At 73.0% G+C, this 19,588-nt stretch carries 16 protein-coding genes; 3 read left to right on the top strand and 13 right to left on the bottom strand.

What is annotated here, in order from left to right; all coding sequences use genetic code 11:
- Window positions 1-13: 13 nt before the first annotated feature.
- From ACXJMZ_RS03495 to ACXJMZ_RS03440, 12 genes are all read right to left on the bottom strand, one after another.
- Window positions 14-907, bottom strand: a complete 894-nt coding sequence (locus ACXJMZ_RS03495) for a sortase (protein ID WP_457028479.1) — start codon at window positions 905-907, stop codon at window positions 14-16.
- Window positions 904-2,628 carry a substrate-binding domain-containing protein gene (locus tag ACXJMZ_RS03490; RefSeq protein ID WP_457028478.1) on the bottom strand — a complete coding sequence of 575 codons (1,725 nt, stop codon included), beginning with the start codon at window positions 2,626-2,628 and terminating at the stop codon, window positions 904-906. The genes ACXJMZ_RS03495 and ACXJMZ_RS03490 overlap by 4 nt, the downstream gene beginning before the upstream one ends.
- A 59-nt stretch (window positions 2,629-2,687) precedes the next feature.
- On the bottom strand, window positions 2,688-3,767 hold the full coding sequence (gene pstA, locus ACXJMZ_RS03485) for a phosphate ABC transporter permease PstA (RefSeq protein WP_457028477.1): 1,080 nt from the start codon (window positions 3,765-3,767) through the stop codon (window positions 2,688-2,690).
- 18 nt (window positions 3,768-3,785) lie between these two features.
- Entirely contained in the window at window positions 3,786-4,814 is a 1,029-nt protein-coding gene (pstC, locus tag ACXJMZ_RS03480; protein ID WP_457028476.1) for a phosphate ABC transporter permease subunit PstC, read from the bottom strand.
- A gap of 55 nt (window positions 4,815-4,869) precedes the next feature.
- Complete coding sequence (locus tag ACXJMZ_RS03475; protein ID WP_457028475.1) at window positions 4,870-7,377, bottom strand: hypothetical protein; 2,508 nt, start codon at window positions 7,375-7,377, stop codon at window positions 4,870-4,872.
- Between the two features lie 134 nt (window positions 7,378-7,511).
- A complete protein-coding gene (locus ACXJMZ_RS03470) occupies window positions 7,512-8,144 on the bottom strand; it encodes a hypothetical protein (protein WP_457028474.1) in 633 nt (210 codons plus the stop codon).
- 102 nt (window positions 8,145-8,246) lie between these two features.
- Window positions 8,247-9,275, bottom strand: a complete 1,029-nt coding sequence (locus ACXJMZ_RS03465) for a substrate-binding domain-containing protein (protein ID WP_457028473.1) — start codon at window positions 9,273-9,275, stop codon at window positions 8,247-8,249.
- Between the two features lie 316 nt (window positions 9,276-9,591).
- The gene (locus ACXJMZ_RS03460) at window positions 9,592-9,981 is read right to left on the bottom strand and encodes a hypothetical protein (RefSeq protein WP_457028472.1); all 390 of its coding nucleotides are present in this window, start codon (window positions 9,979-9,981) and stop codon (window positions 9,592-9,594) included.
- Complete coding sequence (locus ACXJMZ_RS03455; RefSeq protein WP_457028471.1) at window positions 9,971-10,372, bottom strand: YegP family protein; 402 nt, start codon at window positions 10,370-10,372, stop codon at window positions 9,971-9,973. The genes ACXJMZ_RS03460 and ACXJMZ_RS03455 overlap by 11 nt, the downstream gene beginning before the upstream one ends.
- Window positions 10,373-10,572: 200 nt before the next feature.
- On the bottom strand, window positions 10,573-11,733 hold the full coding sequence (locus tag ACXJMZ_RS03450) for a metallophosphoesterase (RefSeq protein ID WP_457028654.1): 1,161 nt from the start codon (window positions 11,731-11,733) through the stop codon (window positions 10,573-10,575).
- Window positions 11,734-11,780: 47 nt separating this feature from the next.
- Window positions 11,781-11,972, bottom strand: coding sequence for a hypothetical protein (locus tag ACXJMZ_RS03445; protein ID WP_457028653.1), 192 nt, complete (start codon window positions 11,970-11,972; stop codon window positions 11,781-11,783).
- Window positions 11,969-13,504 carry a hypothetical protein gene (locus tag ACXJMZ_RS03440; protein ID WP_457028470.1) on the bottom strand — a complete coding sequence of 512 codons (1,536 nt, stop codon included), beginning with the start codon at window positions 13,502-13,504 and terminating at the stop codon, window positions 11,969-11,971. The genes ACXJMZ_RS03445 and ACXJMZ_RS03440 overlap by 4 nt, the downstream gene beginning before the upstream one ends.
- A 536-nt stretch (window positions 13,505-14,040) precedes the next feature.
- On the opposite strand from ACXJMZ_RS03440, the gene ACXJMZ_RS03435 reads away from it, so the two are divergent.
- On the top strand, window positions 14,041-14,802 hold the full coding sequence (locus ACXJMZ_RS03435) for an aggregation-promoting factor C-terminal-like domain-containing protein (RefSeq protein WP_457028469.1): 762 nt from the start codon (window positions 14,041-14,043) through the stop codon (window positions 14,800-14,802).
- Window positions 14,803-14,997: 195 nt separating this feature from the next.
- On the top strand, window positions 14,998-15,990 hold the full coding sequence (locus ACXJMZ_RS03430; protein ID WP_457028468.1) for a glycosyltransferase family 2 protein: 993 nt from the start codon (window positions 14,998-15,000) through the stop codon (window positions 15,988-15,990).
- A 30-nt stretch (window positions 15,991-16,020) separates the two neighbouring features.
- On the opposite strand, the gene ACXJMZ_RS03425 is transcribed toward ACXJMZ_RS03430, so the two are convergent.
- The gene (locus tag ACXJMZ_RS03425) at window positions 16,021-16,626 is read right to left on the bottom strand and encodes a hypothetical protein (protein ID WP_457028467.1); all 606 of its coding nucleotides are present in this window, start codon (window positions 16,624-16,626) and stop codon (window positions 16,021-16,023) included.
- Window positions 16,627-16,699: 73 nt separating this feature from the next.
- Between ACXJMZ_RS03425 and ACXJMZ_RS03420 the strand changes: the two genes are divergently transcribed.
- Window positions 16,700-19,558 (top strand): FAD-binding and (Fe-S)-binding domain-containing protein, encoded by a 2,859-nt coding sequence (locus ACXJMZ_RS03420; protein WP_457028466.1) that lies wholly within the window; start codon window positions 16,700-16,702, stop codon window positions 19,556-19,558.
- The last annotated feature ends 30 nt before the right edge of the window (window positions 19,559-19,588 follow it).

Genomic DNA, 19,588 nt, shown 5'->3' with positions numbered 1-19,588 from the left:
GAGGTTCGGCGCTTCAGTACAGGTTGGGCAGCAGGGCGGCGGCGTTCTCGTAGCAGCTCCAGAGCAGCGTCCCGAGCACCGGGGCCGCGCACAGGTAGGCTGCCCAGCGGTGCCAGAGCCGGACCGCCAGGGTGGACAGCGTGACGCCCGCGAGCAGGGCCAGCGCCCAGAGCTGGAGCGCGGGCAGGGCGGCCCGGTCGGCGGCCAGCGCCTTGTCGGTGGGCCGGAGCACGCCCCGGGTACCGGAGTTGGGCTGCGGGTCGCCGAGCAGCCGGGCACCGACCATCACGGTCGAGGAGGAGATCCAGTCCGAGTCGCCGGTGACCAGCACCAGCCGGTCCTTGGCCTGGTCGGTGAGCGGGTGGCCGGCGTCGCCGTGCTCGTTGACCACGTAACTGGCCCGGCCCTGACCGGTGGTCACCTCGATCCGGTCACCGTCCCGGAGTTCACCGATCCGGGCGAACGGGGCGCCGAAGCTGAACCGGCGGCCGAACAGCACGGTGACGCCGTGCTGTCCCGGCAGGACGGTGTCCCGCCGGTGGCCGGGGCCGCGCATCAGGTCCCGGCCGGTGGTGCCCTCGACCACCACGGTCTCGTACAGACCCAGCGCCGGGATGTCCAGCATCGCCATCGGCGCACCGTCGGTGGTGGGACCGGTGGGCGCGACCGCCTTGGCGAACTGGTCGCGCAGCGTCTTGTACGCGGCGGCCTGCGAGTGCTGCTCCTGCAACCCGGACAGCGCGGGCAGGTAGACGGCGAAGCCCAGCACCAGACCGGCCAGCGAGCTGGTCGCCCAGCCCGCCTGCACCACCCGGCGGCGGGCCGCCGACACGGGCGGGCGGGCGGCCCGCGGCGGCGGAGCCGGCTCCGTGGTGCCGACCGGCCGGTCCAGCGTCGGGGCGCTCATCGGGCCACTCCCCGGTTGCGGCGGCGGGCCGCCAGCCAGCCGCCGAGCAGTGGCGGTATCGCGACCACGGCGAGCAGTTCGAGGGCGGTGAGGGTGCTGAGCAGCCACTCGTCCTTGCGGTTGCCGACCTCCACCGTGCTCGCCGTCAGGTTGCCCGAACCACTGCCCGAGCCACCCGAGCCGACCACCTGTCCGGTCTGCGGGTCGATCACCGGCGGGGCCGCGTCCGGGTCGCCCCCGGTACCGCCGGCGGTACCACCCGCGGTACCGCCCGTGCCCCCGCCGGCGCTCCCGCCACCGGTCGAACCGCCGCTGCTGCCACCGGAGTTGCCGCCGGTCGTACCGCCGGTTCCGGAGCTGACCGGCTTGCCGTCCCTGACCACGCAGTCCAGCGGGGCGCCGGCCTTGTCGCAGGGGCTCGGCTGCGGCGCGTTCACCAGCACGGTGAGCTGCCCGGAGCTGTCGAAGGTCGGGTTGCCGCAGTTGGCCAGCGTCTCCGGGTTCACCGGGCTGGCGCTGCCCGGGATGTGGCCGACCTGAAGCATCCCGCCACGCACCAGGTTGCGCGGGATCGGCGAGTAGCCGAGGCTGTCGGCCTGTCCCTGGCCCGCGCACAGCACGTAGGAGATGAACTTGCTGAGCGCGTTGCCCTTCGCGTCGTTGAACCGGGGCGGCACCGGGTCGGCGACGCCCTGGCGCGGCACGATCAGGTAGCTGTAGCTGGAGACCGGGTAGGCCCGGGGGTCGGCCATGCTGTAGACGCCGTCCAGGTTCTGCTGCAGGAAGTTCGGGTCGCTGGCCGGTGTCGCGTCGTCAACTCCCTTGATCCGGGCGGCGGTCAGCGCGACGGCGACGTTCGATGCGGTCGGCAGTGTGTAGTACCCGGCGGCGTTCAGCACCTTGACGACCGGCCAGTTGCTGCGCTTGGCGAAGGCGTACTCGTCGTAGCCGATGGTGCCCACGTTGCCCGGGGACTTGATGAAGTTGGCCACCGCGTCGGAGCCGTTCTGCGCGGTCATCCCCGGGACGGTCGGGTAGAACTCGGTGTAGTCACCGCAGCTGATGCCGTTGATCGCCTTGCAGTACCCCTCCCACTCGGCCTGGTGGGTGTGCTGCATCCAGCGGGTGAACTGCGCGGTGGCACCGGAACCGTCGGAGCGGACCACCGGGCTGACCTCCAGGCGCGGCAGCGCCCGGCCGTAGTCCTTGGTGATGGCCGGATCGTCCCAGTAGGTGATCTTGCCGGTGAAGATCTTCACCAGGGTGTCCGAGGAGAGCCGCAGGTCGGTGACCCGCTTCCCGGCCACCACCAGGTTGTACATGAAGGCGGTACCGCCCGCGGTGATCGGCACGTACGAGTAGCCGTACACCGCCCGCTCGGCCCCGGCCGCACCCGAGCCGCCGATCGCCCCGCCCGCACCGGTGTCCGGCTTGGAGCGGAACGGGACGTCGGAGGCGACGAAGTCGTTCAGCCCGGCCGCCCAGGTCTTCCGGCCGGCCGCCGACCCCGACGGATTGAAGTTGATCTGGATGCCCTGCGGCACCACGTCCTGGCGCCACTGGTCGATGGCCGGGCCGGCCCAGCTGGAGCCTTCCGCGTTGAGCGAGGTCGCGGCGTACGCCGGGGTCGCCCGGCCGAGCGCCGCCGAGGCGGCGAGCAGCAGCAGGGCGAGCAGCAGGGCGGCTGCCCGGTGCGGCCGGTGAGCGGATGCCCACGGCATGGGGACTCCTCTGGGGTGGTCGGTCGGTACGGGAGCGGAAGGGGTGTCTGTCGGCCGGCTCATCGCGCCCGCCCGATGACCCGGGCGATGACGAACAGCACCAGCACCACGACCATCAGCACCAGCGCGGCCGCGAACGCCCGGGCCTCCATGTCGGGGTAGGGCTGGCGGACGTAGTTCCAGATGTACAGCGGCAGGCTGACCTGCTGCCCGGAGAACGGGTTGTTGTTGAAGTACGCGGTCATGCCGGAGGTCAGCAGCACCGGCGAGGTCTCGCCGACGCCGCGCGCCATGCCGAGCACCACGGCGGTGGCCAGGCCGGGCCTGGCGGTGGGCAGCACCACGTTCCACACCGTGCGCCACTGGCTGGCGCCGAGCGCGTAGGACGCCTCCCGCAGGGTGCCGGGCACCAGCCGGATCACCACCTCGGCGGCCCGGGTGACGATCGGCATCATCATCACGGTGAGCGCCAGCGAAGCAGCGAAACCGCACCGGTCCACGCCCAGGGTGAGGATCACCACGCCGAGCACGAACAGCCCGGCCACGATCGAGGGCAGTGCGGTCATCGCCTCGACCAGGGTGCGCACCGGCCGGGCGAACCGGCCGCCCACCTCGGACATGTAGACGGCGGCGGCGATGCCCAGCGGGACGGCGAACAGGGTGGACAGGCCGAGCTGTTCGAGCGAACCGATGATCGCGTGCAGCGCGCCGCCGGAGGTGATCGGGGAGAGCGGCGCGGTGGTGGCCATCGACTCGGTGAAGAAGTTCGGATGGCTGGCCGCGCTCACCCCGCGCAGCAGCAGGTAGCCGATCTGCTCCACGATCAGTCCGATCACCAGCAGGCCCGAGGTCCAGGCCAGCACCGTGACCAGGCGCTCCCGGACCAGCCGGCCGTCCCACTGCAGGGCGGTGGCTCCGGCGAAGAAGGCCAGGAACAGCAGGTACCAGCAGAGCAGGAAGCCGAACGCTCCGCTGAACGGCAGCAGCCGCTCGTACAACAGCCAGTCCAGGCCCAGCGATCCGCCCAACGCTCCGGCCAGGGTGGTGAGTTCGGCGCGGGTGACGCCGCCGGTGCGGATCCGGGTCTCCGGTTCGTCCGGGGCGGTCGCGGCGGAGGTCTTCTCAAGGGTGTCGGTCATCGGCCGTGTCCTCGGTGCTCAGTCGGAGGTCGCCGCGCCGGAGCGCGAGCGGTTGATGATGACGCCGGCTGCCAGGTTGACCAGCAGCGTCAGGGCGAAGAGCACCAGTCCGGCCGCCATCAGGGCGGAGAGTGACAGCTCGTCGGACTCGCTGTAGCGCAGGGCGATCAGCGCCGAGATCGAGTTGGCGCCGTTCTCCAGCAGGTGACCCTTGAAGACGAAGGCGGGCGAGATGATCAGCGCGACCGCGATGGTCTCGCCCATCGCCCGGCCGAAGCCGAGCATCACCGCGCCGATCACCCCGCCCCTGCCGAACGGCAGTACCACCGTGCGCACCATGCCCCAGCGGGTGCTGCCCAGCGCGTAGGCCCCCTCCCGCTCGCCCTGCGGGGCCTGCGAGAACACCTCCCGGCTGAGCGAGGTGACGATCGGGATGATCATCAGCGACACCACCACACCCGCGATGAAGGTCGAGGAGGTGTACGAGACGGTGATGTCCCCGCGCCTGACCTTGAGGAACGGCACCCAGTCGCCCAGGTGGTTGGAGAGCCACCGGGACAGCCCGACGATCCTCGGCTGGAGGAAGACCAGGCCCCAGAGGCCGTAGACGATGCTGGGGATCGCGGCCATCAGGTCGATCAGCGAGATCAGTGCCGCCCGCAGCCGGACCGGCGCGTACTCCGAGATGAAGACCGCCGTGCCGAGCGCCACCGGCACCGAGATCAGCAGTGCGACCAGCGCGATCAGCGCGCCGTTCGGGAGCACCGAGGCGATGCCGAACTGGTGCGCACCGGTGTTCCAGCGCTGCTCCGTCAGGAACGACCAGCCGGTGACCTTCAGCGCCTCCCCGCCGCGCAGCAGCAGGAAGAAGGCGATCAGCCCCATGATCAGGAAGACCGAGAGTCCGGCCGCGGTCAGCCCGGCCCGGAACACCCGGTCGCCCCGGGAGACCGGCGAGCTGATCCGGCGCGGTCGGTCGTGTTCCTGGTCCTGGTCGAGGCCCTGGTCCTGGTACGGCTCCGGCGGTACGGGGGTGGTGCTTGTCATGGCAGGGTTCTCCGCTGCGTTCGGCACGGGCAACTGGCGTGTGGGAACGGCCGGTTCACTTCCGGCCGAACAGCCGACGGAAGCCGGCGGCGACCCGCCCGCCGAGCGCGGTACCGCTCAGCAGCAGCGTGGTCGGGCCGCCGACCAGCAGCACCGCGCCGATCACCAGCAGCACCGGCAGCAGCAGCCGGGCCACGCCGGCCCGGTCCTGTCCGGGCCGTCCGGCCGCTACCGGGACGGCGGCGACCGGCGAGTTCGAGGCGGCCGGGGACTTGGCGGCCGGGGCCGCCGCCGGGGCCGCTCCCGAACCACCGGTCGTCCCGGCCTGGTTGGCGCCACCGGTGGTGCCGCCCGAGGAGCTGCCCCCGGCACTCTGCCCGCCGCCGGTCGAGCCGCCGGTCGTGCCGCCCGCGGTCGCCGTGACCGGGCTGCCGGGCTGCGCCACCGCGACCTGGTTGCCCGGCAGCGCTGAGTCCTGCGCGGCGACGTGGCCGGCCGCTGCCTTGGCCTGGGCCGACTGAGCCTCCGTCAGCGCCAGGAAGCCCGGCGCCAGCAGACCGGGGGCGGTGCCGTAGACCTGACCGGTGCCCAGGTCGGTGGCCTGCCGGACGAACCGGGAGATCGCCCCCGCCTTGGCGCTGTCCAGACCGCTGGTCGGCAGCATCGCGTACTGGACGGTGGTCAGCGGGTAGGCCGCCTTGGCGCTCGCGAAGGCCGATCCGCCGTCCCCATACGGGAGTTGCTGGGTGCCGGTGACCGGGTCGGCCGCCATCACCGAGGCCGCCGCCTGGAGCGCGCCGAGCGAGGGGGTGACGAACTCCCCGGCCGGGTTGGCCAGCGCCGCCTCCGGCAGCGAGTACGCCTTGGCCTGCCCCGCGTCCATGATGGCGAACAGTGCGCGCTGGCCGACCGGCTGGGCCCCGCACTTGGGGTGGTTGCCGGTGTTGTCGATGTTCGGGTCACTGCAGGTGGCCCGGCCCTCCAGCACGTTGCGGGCGACCTGGCCGAGCCCGCCGATCAGCGGGTTCCACTCGTACTGCTTCCAGTGGTCCGGGCCGCTGAAGTCCTGCGGCTGGAAGGTGTCGACCGGGTAGCCGCCGAACTTGGAGCGCAGGTAGAAGGAGTTCAGCCGCATGCCCCACGGGTCCTTGGCGCCGCCGAGGAACTGGGCGGCCTCCGGGTCGGCGGCGATCCACGCGGTGACCTGGTACACCAGGTCGGAGGTGCCGCCGACCACCACGGGGGTGGTCTCGGCCTTGTTGCCGCCGGAGCCGCAGTCCGGCCAGACCGGGCCGTTCACCACGTCCACCGGGTTGAGCTTGAGGAACTCCGGGTCCAGGAAGACGCACTTCGGGTTGCCGTCCACCGAGGGGATGGTGGCGCCGTACTGGAGGTCGTAGGACTGGGTCAGCAGTTTGGCCATCAGCCGGGCGTTCAGCCGCAGTTGGCGGACCTGCCGACGGTTGGTGGCGTCGTCGACCACGTACACCACGGAGACCGCGGTCGTGCCGAGCGGCGCGTAGACGTACGGCCGGGTGGCCGGGGCCCGCTCGGCCCGGGCGGTCAACGCCACGTCGGCGCCCCGGCGTTCGAGGAAGGCGGCCCGGGCCTGCGGCTCGCCGCCACCGAACACGTACTGCAGGTTGAGCGGCTGGTCACCGGCACAGAACCCGGCCCGCCACTGCTGCACCGCACGGTTGGCCATCTCCAGGCCGGCCATCGCGAACTCGGCGTCGGCGGCCTTGCAGTCGCTCGGCGTGGCCGCGAACTGCAGTGGCACCACGGCCCGCTGATTCCAGGCGCAGCTCTCGCCGGTCTGGTAGCGACCGCCCGCGTTCTTCCGGAAGGAGCCGTCCGAGGCGGTGTTGAAGAAGCCGTCGCCGTCCGGCGAGTGGTCCTCGCAGTTCACCGTCCCCACCGGGGTCTGGTAGGCGCCGATCGAGTCGCCGCCGTACTGCGGCTCGACCACGATCGAGCAGGCGTGCGCGGCGTCGCAGCCCAGGGTCTGGCTCTGCTGGGCGGTCCACAGCTCGATCTCGGCCTCGCCGGTGCCGTCCGGCCGGGTGGCCGCGATGACCATGTTGCTGGGGAACTCGGGGGTGGTGGCGCCCTGCGCCATCTCCTGCTCGAAGCCCTTGGCCGAGTCGCCGTTGTAGACGGTGCTGCCGTAGCAGTCGGTCGGCTTGGGGTCGGTGCCCCGACACTGGTAGACCCGGACCGAGTACAGGATGTCGGCCGAGCCGACCACCGCCACGTCCACCGGGCCGCCCCAGGTGAAGACGGTCGGGGTGAAGCCGGACCAGCGCACCCGGACCCGCTCGTTGCCGAGGTTGGACGCGCTCTCCAGGGTGACCGAGCCGCGCTCCCCGGTGGTCCAGTCCTCGGGGTGCCAGACCGGCGGTCCCGGCACCGTCACACCGCCCGCCGCGTGCGCCTCCGGCACCGTACCGAGGCCGCTCGGCAGCACGGCCAGGGTGACTGCCGCCGCCCAGGCGAGGGTCGCGGCGGCGAACACCTTCGCCCACCGCCGACGCGCGGAACTGCCCGGTCTGCGGAGCCTCATGAGGGTGCCCTTTCGATGTGCCGATCACGGCCGTCCGGAACCGGACCCACCCGGATCGAGACTCCGGTATTTCCCCATGTGGATATGACAGTTGATGGCCATGAGCGCGCCACGGGCCGTCGGTGTGCGGTGGGTCAGGAGCCCTGGGTGTAGCTCAGCGCGAACGAACCGACCTGGCCGCCCGCGGTGAAGAAGGAGGTGCCCAGCTTGCTGTCCAGGTACTGCGCGGCCTCGGCGTCCACGGTCAGCCCGGTGGAGGTCAGCGAGCTGACCCCGGCGGTGAGCGCGACGGTGCTGTCCGTCGGCTCCAGCAGCGCGACCGGGGCGGTGGCGCCCAGCGGCAAGCCGGTCAGCTGCCAGTTGTCGATGTCGAAGGCCAACTGCTGGAACAGCGCGGTCCTCCCGGTCCGGACGTTGACCGCCAGCAGGCTGCCACCGAGCTGGACGTTGCCGTAGTACTCCCGCAGCACGCCGGTCGCACCGGTGACCGGGAAGCTGCCGGAGAAGCCCGCGGCGCTGTCGTACGCGGCGGTGCCCGGCGGCAGCGGCACCACGAAGATGCCCGCCTCGGCGCTGCGGCGCAGGAAGTCACTGTCCTCCCGGACCACCGCGGTGCCGATCGAGGCGACCGGCACGGTGGCCGTCACGGCGTCGGGGGTGGCCGGGGTCTCGGTGGCGACGGCGGTACCAGTCAGGCCGGTCAGCACGGTCACGGCGGTCAGCGCGGCGGCGCCGGCCAGGGCGAGACGGGTACGGAGGCGGTTCATTTCGGGCTCCTTGAAAGACGGGACGGATCTACGAGATGGGCCGGACAGCCCGACGGCCGGGCCCCTGCGGGCGCGGCCGTCGGGTCCTGCGCAAGCGGTGGATCAGATGGTGGTGGTGGTACCGCAGGCCGCGCCCGGCAGGGCCAGGAAGCCGTAGTTGGTGATGGTGGCCGGGTGGGTGCAGATCCAGCCGGTGGAGCTGAAGACGCTCTTCAGCGCGGTGGAGTAGGTGCCCGGGGTGTTCCAGGCGGCGGCCCGGACCACGTTGTAGACCACGCGGCCGTAGGCGCTGGCCGCGAACGGGGCGTTGATGGTGTTGGTGGCGTTGACCGGGGCCACACCGTTGACGTTGCGCAGGGTCAGGTTGCCCGGGTTGTCGGTGGGCGTGCCGTGGCCGCCGAAGACCTGGCTGATGTAGTGCGCGACCGAGTAGGGGAAGATCGAGTCGACGTCGTCCAGCGCCGGGGTGGTGCCGGTGTTCTCCTGCGGGCCGCTGGTCACGCAGGCGCCCGGGGTGACCGGGGTGGCGCCACCGATGGCCTTGAGGAAGAAGGTCCGGGTGCCCGAACCGTTCTGCGGCAGGAAGGGCTTGATGGTGCCGGCGGTGCCGCCGACGGTGCTCCAGTTGGTGATGGTGCACTCGTAGATGCCCTTGAGCTGGGCGGTGGTGAGGTTCGCGGGAGCGTGGCCGGCGTTCTTGGCGGACCAGGTCACCGCGTCCTTGGCGAAGGCGACGAACAGGTCGTCGGTGGTGTCACCGGTCTGCGGGCCACGGGAGGACCGGGCGAAGTCCACGGTGGTGCTGGTGTTGTTGTTCAGCGCGGTGACGCCGGCGCTGGAGCCGTTCGGGCGGGCGATGGTGGCCGCGCCGGTCTTCGGCGTGATGGTCGCGGAACCGGTCGGGTCCCAGCTGTAGAGCCGGGGGGTGCTGGCCGGCGCGCCGACGATCGAGGCGTTGTAGTCGGCCGAGACCTTGGCCAGGTAGGTCGAGGTGGTGTCAGAACCCGTGCCGACGATGTCCACGGCGTTCGGGGTGACGGCGGGGTCGGCCTGGGCGGGGAATGCCGCGAGGGCGACGGTTGCGGCGGTGACCGCGACGGCGGCGACCAACTTGGCGGCGGTGTGACGCATTTGGTGTTCCTCCGGTGGGAGTGAGCATCGGTCCTGCCTGCTCCCGGCCCGGGGCCCGGTCGGGAGCACCGGCGGCGACCGCACTCGGCGGCCGTCTGTCCGGCGGCTCAGATACTTGCCGGGCGGCACGTGCCGGTGGAAGGTCCGCCCGGACCGGTCACCTTCGGGTCACCGATCCGAACCGATCGCGTATCGGAGGTTTAGTTCGAGGCCCGGCCGGGTGGTTCCGGGTTCGCCGCGACTCCGTCAACGTCCCTGCGCCAGTGGATCGTTCTTCTCCAGGTGGCGGTTCGGGGAGCGATCGGCAACCTGCCGGTCACCCGGCGCCCCGGAGCGCGCGCAGCTGCTGAAGCATCGTCTGGAAGCTCGCCATTCCCTGCCGGCACTGGTCCTGCCGCAGATACCCCCGGGCACTGCGGGCCACCGCCGCACCCGCCACCTGCCCGGTGCTGCGTACCGGCAGCAGCGCCGACCAGCCCCAGGACCGGTCGCCGTCCTGCTGCACGAGGTAGCGCAGCGCGGCCCGCTCCACCAACAACTGGCGGACCGCCTCGTCGAGTTCCGCCTCGCTCCGGTACGTCACCGCCGACCGGGCCAGTTGCCGGCCGTTCGTGGCCGCCAGCAGCCAGCCGATCCGCCCGCCACCGAGCCGGACGGTGAGCAGTCTCGGGCCTCTCCGGGGGCCCGCCCCGCTGTCAGAGCTCATCGCGCGGCACCGAGAGTTCGACAGCCCCCGAGCGCTCCAGCAGCGCCACGAAGCGGCGGAAGGCGTTCTGACAGGTGGCGTACCGCTCGTAGGTCCGGTGCGACCGGGCGTCCGGCACCCCGCGCTGGCCCGGCACCACCCAGATCCAGCCGATCCCGTCCCGGACGTGGGTGATCCGGACGACCAGGCCGGGCGCCGAGCCACGTAAGTTCTCGAACACCTGCCGGGCCTGCTCCGGAGTCTCGTACACCGAGGCGGAGACCGCCACGATCCGGCCGTTCGGGGCCTTCAACGACCAGCGGTACCGTCCGTTCGCGTCCCGTTCGGCCTGGACCGAACCCCGGCGTACCGGCTCGGCGACCCCGTCGTCGCGTACCCGCTGCCCTGCCATCCGAGTGCCTCCCCGTTCGCACCGGAGCCGCCCCGGCAGCGCACCCCAACGCTACGTGTGCACACGGGAGTCATTGAAGGAACAATCATCCTTCGGCAGGGCTGTTGGTCCCGATGTTCTCCCTCGTTCACGATCAATGGGCCGGACACGGTCAACTGGGTTGCCTGGTCTGCTCTCTGACGGTCCCTCGGACAGCCGGGTCAGGCCTGCAGCGAGGCCAGCGTCAGCACCGTGATGTCCGACGGAGCGCCGACCCGGACCGGCGGTCCCCAGGCCCCGGCGCCCCGGGTGACGTACAGCTGGGTGTCGCCGTACCGCTCCAGCCCGGCCACGGTCGGATTGGCCAGCTCGGCCAGGTAGTTGCCCGGCCAGAGCTGTCCGCCGTGGGTGTGCCCGGAGAGCTGGAGGTCGACACCGTGCCGGACGGCGTCGTGCACGGTCACCGGCTGGTGCGAGAGCAGCACCGCCGCCCGCAGCCGGTCCCGGTCGCCGAGCGCCAGCTCGAAGTCCGGCCCCTGGCCCTGCGCGGTGCCCGCGATGTCGTTCACCCCGGCCAGGTCGAACCAGGGCAGCTCGATCCGGTCGTTCTCCAGCGGGAACACCCCGAGCGAGCGGACGAACTCCACCCACGGCTGGGCGCCCGAGAAGTACTCGTGGTTCCCGGTCACGAAGAACGCCCCGTCCCGGGCCCGCAGGTCGGCCAACGGGACGGCGGCCGGTCCGAGTTCGGGCACGCTGCCGTCCACCAGGTCGCCGACGATCGCGATCAGGTCAGGCTGGGTGCTGTTGATGGTGTCGACGATCCGCCGGGTGTGCGAGCGGCCGAGGATCGGCCCGAGATGGATGTCACTGACCACCGCGATCCGGTAGCCGTGCGCCCGCCGGGGCAGCTTGGCCAGCGGAACGGTCACCCGCTTGAGGCCCGGCCCGCGCAGCACCCCGTACGCACCGTTGCCCACCACCGCGACCGCCGCCCCGGCGGCGCCGATCGCCACCGTCCGGGCGACGAACAGCCGCCGTGACGGGTCGTCGGGCGCTTCCGCTTCGGAGGCCCGGGACGCGGCGACCCGCAGCCACACCACCCGGACCAGCTCGCCCACCAACACGGCCATGGTCAGGTAGAGCAGCACCGCCAGCCACAGGTACCCGGGCCAGGCCAGCCACCGCTCGGCGGCCAGCGGCAGCAACCGGCCGCCGACCACCGCACCGACCGAGAGCAGCGGCAGCAGCACCGCCAGCACCGTCCCGACCCGCCGGTACCACCCCCCGGGCACGGAGACGTCGCGGACCAGCCGCCGCCAGAGGTACCAGTGCACCAGGACGAGCAGGGCGAGAACAGTCAGCAGGATCGGCACGATGATCACCGCCCCAGTATCGGAGACCGCCCGACCGGCCCTCGCACCAGGGCCTAGTCGCCGCTGTCGCCGCTCCGGTTCACACCGCGCGGCCGGTGCTTGTGCGCGAATCGCACCAGCTCCCCCGCCCCGAGCGTCGCCCGCGCCACCCGCTGCACCCAGCGGGGACCACCACGGTCCGCCCACACCACACAGACGCATCCCCCGACGGCCAGCGCAAAGGCTCCGACCAGCAGCACGGTCATCTTCCCCACCCGGATTCGTTCGTACGAGACCCGGCGATCCTAAGCCCGCGCGTCCAGCGCCCGATCCAGGCTCTCCCGGCCCCGCGCGGCGTCAGCACCGCGTCGGCCAGCAGCGCCCGCAGCTCGGCCCGCTCCTGCTCCGTCAACTGCCCGTCCCGCTCGAGCCGGCGGACGATGCCCGCCGCGTCGGCGGCGCCCCGGGCCGCCAGCCCACGGTCCGGGTCGGTGCTCAGCACCAAGGCCGACCGCAGGCGCAGCGCCAGATCGTCCCCGGGCAGCAGCCGGTAACCCGCCCGCCGGACCTCGGCGCGGCCGGAGTCCGCCAGCAACTCCACCGCCAGCCCTGCGGGCAGCCGGTCCCGGCCCGGGCGCAGCGCGCGGGTGGCCTCCCGGACCACCCCCGCGTCCTCGTCCCGGAGCAGGGGCACCAGCTCGGCCGACGACGTGAACCCGCGCAGCCGCAGCCCCCGCACTGCCCGGGCCCGGACCGGTCCGCTCGGGTGGGCGAGCAGACCGGTCAGCAGGGGCAGGTCGATCGGGCTGCCGATCTCGGCCAGGCCGTCGATCGCCCCGGCTGACGGGGCGTCACCCGTGACCAGGGTGCGGTAGTGCGCGGCCGGGTCGGTGCCCAGCCGGCGGGCAGCCTCCCGGGCCAGGGACCGGATCAGGGCGGAGGGGTCCGCCAGCCGTTCGGCGACCCGCTGGGTCTGCCCGATCCGGAGCATCCCGGTGAGCCCGAGCACACGCACGCCCGCCTGCTTGGCGGTCGCCAACCGTTCCAGCAGTTCCACCTGCCCGGTCCAGACCGCCTCCCGGGCAACCGCCTCGGCGGCCCTGGTCCGGACGGCCGGAGCCGGGTCGGTCGTGGCCGGCGCGACCAGGTCCCGGGCCCGCAGCCGACCGGTCTCGATCCCGGCCCGCAGGGCAAGCACCCGGACCCCGCCGAACGGTGAGGCGAGCAGCTCGGCGAGCAGGGCGTCGGTGGCATCCACCCTGGGCTCGGCGCGGCGGCCGTCGGACCGTACGGGCTCGAAGGCCGGACGCGGATCGGTCAACAGCGCGGCGAACAGCTGAGTGCGGGCGAACTCCCCCCGGCTGCGGCGGGCCAGCAGCAGCGCGGTCGGGGCGATGGCGGCCGCGTACTTCCGCGGGTCCTCGGTCAGCAGCCGGACCAGCCCGGCCCGGGCCCGCTCGCGGACGGGGGCGGCCCAGTCGGCCGTGCGCAGGACCAGAAAGGGCATCAGCTCGGGCAGGCCCCAGTCCACCATCCGACGGACCGCCGCCTCGCGCTGCCGCCCGTCGCGGTCGAGCGAGAGCACCGCCACGCCACCGACCCGGTCCAGCGAACCACCGGCCCGCCGGTTCATCCGGCCGACGGTGTCCAGGGTGAGCAGCAGGGCCGGGCGCTCGGACAGCGGTCGCAGCTCGGCCGCCCGGGAGACACCGGCCAGCTGGTCGAGCAGGGCGGCAACGGCGTCGGGGTGGCCGGCCCGGGCCAGGCGGGCGTCGGCTTCCAAGCGAGCAGTGATCATCTCCCTATCCTCTCCGGGGCGGCAAAGCCTTTTCCGGTGACGACCCGGTCGCGCTGCGCAGACCTCGCCACCCGGTACCTGTGAGCCCGCCCACAGGGGTTCCGGCATCTACTGCCACCGATAGTTGATAAACGTGGGGTAAAGGCGCTCGTCCCGGTCCGACCGACCGTCCAGGTGTCGGACCGGTCCGGATCACCGCTGGTCAGAGCCGGAATGGCAGCCAATAGGTTTCGCCGGGGTGAAGACGGGGTAAGGGCTCCTGAAGCGTCCGGTCGAGGCCGGGCGCACTGCCGTGTCTACTACCGGCAGTCGTACCAGGGCTCATTGCCTCCGCCGGAGCCGTCTGCCAAGAATGTCGAGTCCCAAGGCAGCAACCGGTCCTGCAGAGCCGGCCCGCCCTCCCCCGCCAGCCCCGTCTCACCACGGGGCGTCCCGGCCGTCCGAGTCCACGGCACCCGGGCCTGTTCACTCCGAACACGCTTCGCGGTACCCGTGTGCCTCGCTCCGGCCCCGCCCGACGGAAGAGGTTGTCCCCCGTGCAGTTCCAGCAGCTGAAGAACCGCCGTAACGCCATCATCACCGGTGTCGCCACCCTGGCCGTGGCGGGCTCCGCCACCCTCGCCCTGGCACTGCCGCAGGACACCTCCACCGCTCAGGCCGCACCGCAGACCGTGGCGGTCTCCTCCGCCGCCAGCGCCGCCGCCGAGGCCCAGCAGGCCGGCGAGGCGCAGACCAAGGCTCTGGCCGACGCCGCACAGGCGCAGGCCGCTGCGGACGCCGCAAAGGCGCAGGCGGACGCCGACGCCAAGACCGCCGCCGACGCCCAGGCCGCTGCGGACGCGAAGACTGCCGCCGACGCCAAGGCGAAGGCCGACGCGGACGCCGCTGCCGCTGCCGCTGCCGCCAAGGCCAAGGCCGCCGCCGACGCGAAGGCCAAGGCGGACGCCAAGGCGAAGGCCGACGCCGAGGCCGCCTCCCGTAGCCAGCAGCGTCAGGCGCTGGCCGCGCCGACCGGCTCGCCGAAGGAGATCGCCGCGCAGCTCGTCCCGGCCGGCCAGCTGCAGTGCTTCAGCAACATCGTCGAGCACGAGAGCACCTGGAACGTCACCGCGACCAACCCGTCCTCGGGCGCGTACGGCCTGGTCCAGGCCCTGCCGGGCTCCAAGATGGCCTCGGCCGGCGCCGACTGGCGGACCAACGCCGCCACCCAGATCAAGTGGGGCCTGAGCTACATGAACGAGCGCTACGGCAGCCCGTGCGCCGCCTGGAGCTTCTGGCAGTCCCACAACTGGTACTGAGCCTCACCGGAAGAGATCCTCACGCCGAAGGGCGGTCACCCCAGCCGGGTGTGACCGCCCTTCGGCGCGTTCACGCAGGTGGTGGGCGTGCGGTGAAGGTATTGGGCACGATGCTCCGGTTCTGTCCGCTGATTCACCGGTTCAACCCCTTTCGCGCCTTTGCCTGACCGTGTGCACGCCCTTAGCCTCCCGCCCATGCACAACCCGCTGATCTCCGTGGTCCTCCCCGTCTACGACCGGCACCACCAGCTGACGGACTGTCTGGACTCGCTGCTCGCGCAGTCGCTCCCCGACGTCGAGATCATCCTGGTCGTCGACCGCTCCCCGGAGTCGCCCGAGCGGGTCGCGGCGGCGTACGAGCTGCGCGACCCGCGCGTGCGGATGCTCCGGCTGAACGCCGCCGTCGGCATCGGCCGCAGCCGCAACGCGGGCGCCGCGCACGCCACCGGCGAGTACCTGCTCTTCCTGGACAGCGACCACCTGCTCGACCCGGAGGCACTGACCGCGATGGCCGAGCGGCTGGCCGGGACCGGACCGGTGGACGTGCTGCTGTTCGGGCACAGCCGGGAGCACGGCGGCAAGGTCTGGCCGGGCGGCTCGGCCCAGCTGCTGGCGGGGGTCGGCGCCGGGGTGTTCGGACCGCTCGACCACCCCGAACTGCTCGGTGCGCCGCCCCTGGTCTGGGACCGGCTGATCCGTCGCACCGGCGCCCCGGAGTTCCCGGACGGCCGCTACGAGGAGATCCCGGTGGTGCACCGGGCGATGCTGGCGGCCGAGCGGATCGCGGTGCTGGACCGCGACTGCGTCCGGATCCGCCGTCGGCACACCGTGCACCCCGCCGGCTCGCCCGGCAGCAGCCACTTCGACCTGTTCGAGCAGTACCGCAGCAGTTTCGAACTGCTGGACGCCCGGCTGGAGCTGGCGCCGCTGCGGCCGTACCTGTTCACCCGGATGGTGCGGCACCTGCTGTTCGTCCTGGAACTGGCTGGGTGCGTGCCGCGCGCCGAGCGCCCCCAGTTCTTCCACCGCGCCACCGAGTACTACCGCGCCTTCCTGCCCGAGGGCTACCGCCGCCCGGACGGCCGGGAGGGCGTGAAGTTCTCGCTGCTGGCGAGCGGGGCGTACCCGGCGTTCGAGGTGGCCAAGCTGGGCCAGATCGCCCGCACCGCCGTGGCCGGGCGGCGCTGACAGCAGGTGTGACGGCGGCGTGACGGCAGGTCAGACGTGCGCGGTGCCGCCGCCCTCGGCCATCGCGGCGGCGATCACCTTGTTGTTGGCCAGCCAGTCGGCCTCCGGGAGCGACGGCAGCGTCTCGGCCCACAACGGCATGTCGCTGCCGCGCAGCTGGAGCATGCCCTCCGGTCGGCCGAACAGCCACCAGTGCAGGTGCGCGGCCCCGTCGCCCCACCGGCTGATGTGCACCCGGGCTATCCCGCCCAGCGCGGACACCGCGCGCTCAGCGCGCTGGAGCATCGGGCCGATCTCGGCGGCCCGGTCGGCTGGCAGGTCCATCAGGTCGTGGTGCTCCCGCGACCAGAGCAGCACCGTGCCGGGCAGCCCGCTGGGCTCCCGCAGCGAGCTCAACCGCCAGTGCTCGTCGGTCCACAGGTAGGTCTCGTCGGCCCGGAGACAGATGTCGCAGCTCTCCGGACCGTCCTCGCCGTGCCGGGGCGGCTCGGGCAGCACCGGCTGCTCCAGCGGGCGGACCGTCATCTCCCCCGCGAACGGGAAGGTCTCCCACTCCACGCACTCCGGCAGCGGCAGGTCCTGACCGAACGGCAGTCCGGCGACGTACGGGCTCGGCTTGACGTGATCATCACTCATGCCCCCAGAGGGTGCCATATGACATGGCGTCACCTCCCACCGGGGTGACCGATGCACTGAGATCATCTCTCCCATGCCCAGCAGCGACCCGGCCCACGCACTCCGCCGTGAACTCCGACGCGAACTCCGCGGCGACGTCCGCTTCGACACCGCCGAACGCGCCGTTTACGGCTACGACGCCTCCAACTACCGCCACCCACCGCTCGGCGTGGTCAAACCCGCCGACACCGACGACGTCCGCGCCGCCGTCCGGCTCTGCCGCGAGTACGGCGTCCCGCTGGTGCCGCGCGGCGCGGGCACCAGCATCGGCGGCCAGGCGATCGGCCCCGGCGCCGTGGTGCTGGACTTCCGACGGCACGTCAACCGGGTGCTCGAGGTGGACCCGGACACCCGCACCGCCCGGGTCGAGCCCGGCGCCGTACTCGACCACCTCCAGCGGGCCGCCGCCCCGTACGGGCTGCGCTTCGGGCCCGACCCGTCCACGCACAGCCGGTGCACGCTCGGCGGCATGATCGGCAACGACGCCTGCGGCTCGCACTCGATCGCCTGGGGCCGCACCGCCGACAACCTCCACTCTCTCGACCTGCTGCTCTCCGACGGTACCGAACTCACCGTCACCGGCCCGCGCTCCCCTGCCGAGCGCGCCGCACTGCGTGAACGCCCGGGCCGCGAGGGCGAGTTGCACCGCGCACTGCAGGACCTGACGGCCGCTCACCTCGGTGATCTCCGCCAGGGCATGCCCGACCTGTCCCGCCGCACCTCCGGCTACGACCTGGACGCGCTGCTGCCCGAGCGCGGCTACGACCTGGCCCGGGCGGTCACCGGCACCGAGGGGACCTGCGCGGTCCTGCTCGGCGCCACCGTCCGGCTGGTCGAGGCCCCCGCCGCGACCGCCCTGGTGGTCGCGGGCTACCCCGACGAGACGGCCGCCGCCGACGCTGTCCCCGCACTGCTGCCGCTGCGCCCGCTCACCGCCGAGGGGATGGCCGCCGACCTGATCGCCGCACTGCTCGCGGCCGGCCGCCGGCCCCCCGCCCTCGACCGGCTGCCCGACGGCGCCTGCTGGCTCTTCCTGGAGACCGGCGGCGCCACCCCGGCCGAAGCGCTGGCCGCCGCCCGTGACCTGGCCGACGTCGTCCGCCGCGAGCCCCGCGCCACCGTCGCCGTGGTCACCGACCCCGCCGAGCAGCGCCAGCTCTGGGCCGTCCGCGAGGCGGGCGCGGGCATCGTCAGCCGACTGCCCGACGGCGGCGAGGCCTGGCCGGGCTGGGAGGACTCCGCCGTCCCGGTCGAACGGCTCGGCGACTACCTGCGCGAGCTGCGCGCCCTGCTCGGGCGCCACCACCTGCGCGGCATCCCGTACGGCCACTTCGGCGAGGGCTGCATCCACCTGCGGCTGGACTTCCCACTGACCGACCGTCAACGGCTGCCGGAGTTCCGGGAGTTCATGGAGCAGGCGGCCGACCTGGTGGTGGCGCACGGCGGTTCGCTCTCCGGCGAGCACGGCGACGGGCAGGCCAGGGGCGAGCTGCTGACCCGGATGTACCCGCCGGAGATCATCGACCTGTTCGGGCAGTTCAAGCGGATCTGGGACCCGTCCGGCCTGCTCAACCCCGGCACCGTGGTCGACCCCCGCCCACTCGACGCCGACCTGCGTTTCCCCGGCCGCGACCTGCTGCCGCTGGCCCTCCCGTACGAGCGCGACGGTGGCAGTCTGCTGACCGCCGTGCACCGCTGCGTCGGGGTTGGCAAGTGCGTCGACACCAGCACCGGGGTGATGTGCCCGAGCTACCTGGCGACCGGGGAGGAGCGGCACTCCACCCGGGGCCGGGCCCGGCTGCTGGCCGAGATGCTCCGGGGCGATCTGGTCACCGACGGCTGGCGCTCGGCGGAGGTCCGGGAGGCGCTCGACCTCTGCCTGGGCTGCAAGGGCTGCGCCAGTGACTGCCCGGTCCAGGTCGACATGGCGACTTACCGCTCCGAGTTCCTGCACCAGCACTACCGGCGGCGGCTGCGCCCGGCCGCGCACTACTCGATGGGCTGGCTGCCGCTCACCCTACGGCTGGCCTTCGCCCGCCGCCTGCTCAACCGGCTGTTCCGCTCACCGGCCGCCGCACTGCTCAAGCGGATCGGCGGTATCGACCCCCGGCGCGGGCTGCCACCACTGGCCACCGAGACCTTCGAACGCTGGTTCCGCCGCCGGACCGCCGAGCCGGCGCCCGCCGCCGGTCGGGAGGTGCTGCTCTGGCCGGACACCTTCACCAACCACCTCGACCCGGCCCCGGCCCGCGCCGCCGTCGAACTGCTCGAACAGCTCGGCTACACCGTCCGGCTGCCCGAAGGCCCGGTCTGCTGCGGGCTGACCTGGCACTCGACCGGCCAACTCGGCATCGCTCGAAGGGTGTTGCGGCGCAGCCTGGCCGCCCTGCCGCCCACCCTGCCGGTGCTCGGCCTGGACCCGAGCTGCACCGCCACCCTGCGCGAGGAGCTGCCCCGGCTGCTCGGCGCGGCGGCCGGCGACGTCCCGGGCCGGGTGCACACGCTGGCCGAGTTCCTCGACCGGGAGGGCGTCGAACTGCCCCGGCTGGACGGCGTCCGGGCGATCACCCAGACCCACTGCCACCAGCACGCCGTACTCGGCACCGCCGCCGACCGCCGCCTGGACCGACGGACCGGCCTGGACAACCAGGTGCTCGCCGACGGCTGCTGCGGCCTGGCCGGGAACTTCGGCTTCGAACGCGGCCACTACGAGGTCTCGGCCGCCGTCGCCGAACGCATCCTGCTGCCCGCCGTCCGGGCCGCCGACGACGCCACCGTGCTGCTCGCCGACGGCTTCAGCTGCCGGACCCAGATCAGCCAACTCGGCGGCGGGCGACGGGCGGTCCACCTGGCCGAGCTGCTCCGGGACGCGCTGCGCGCCCAGCGCGGATGACAGGCCCACCGGGCAGGCGGATCGTGGACC

The organism is Kitasatospora sp. P5_F3 (assembly GCF_054049135.1).
The sequence above is the reverse complement of the archived record's forward strand: the minus strand, read 5'-3'. Positions and strand labels throughout refer to the sequence as shown.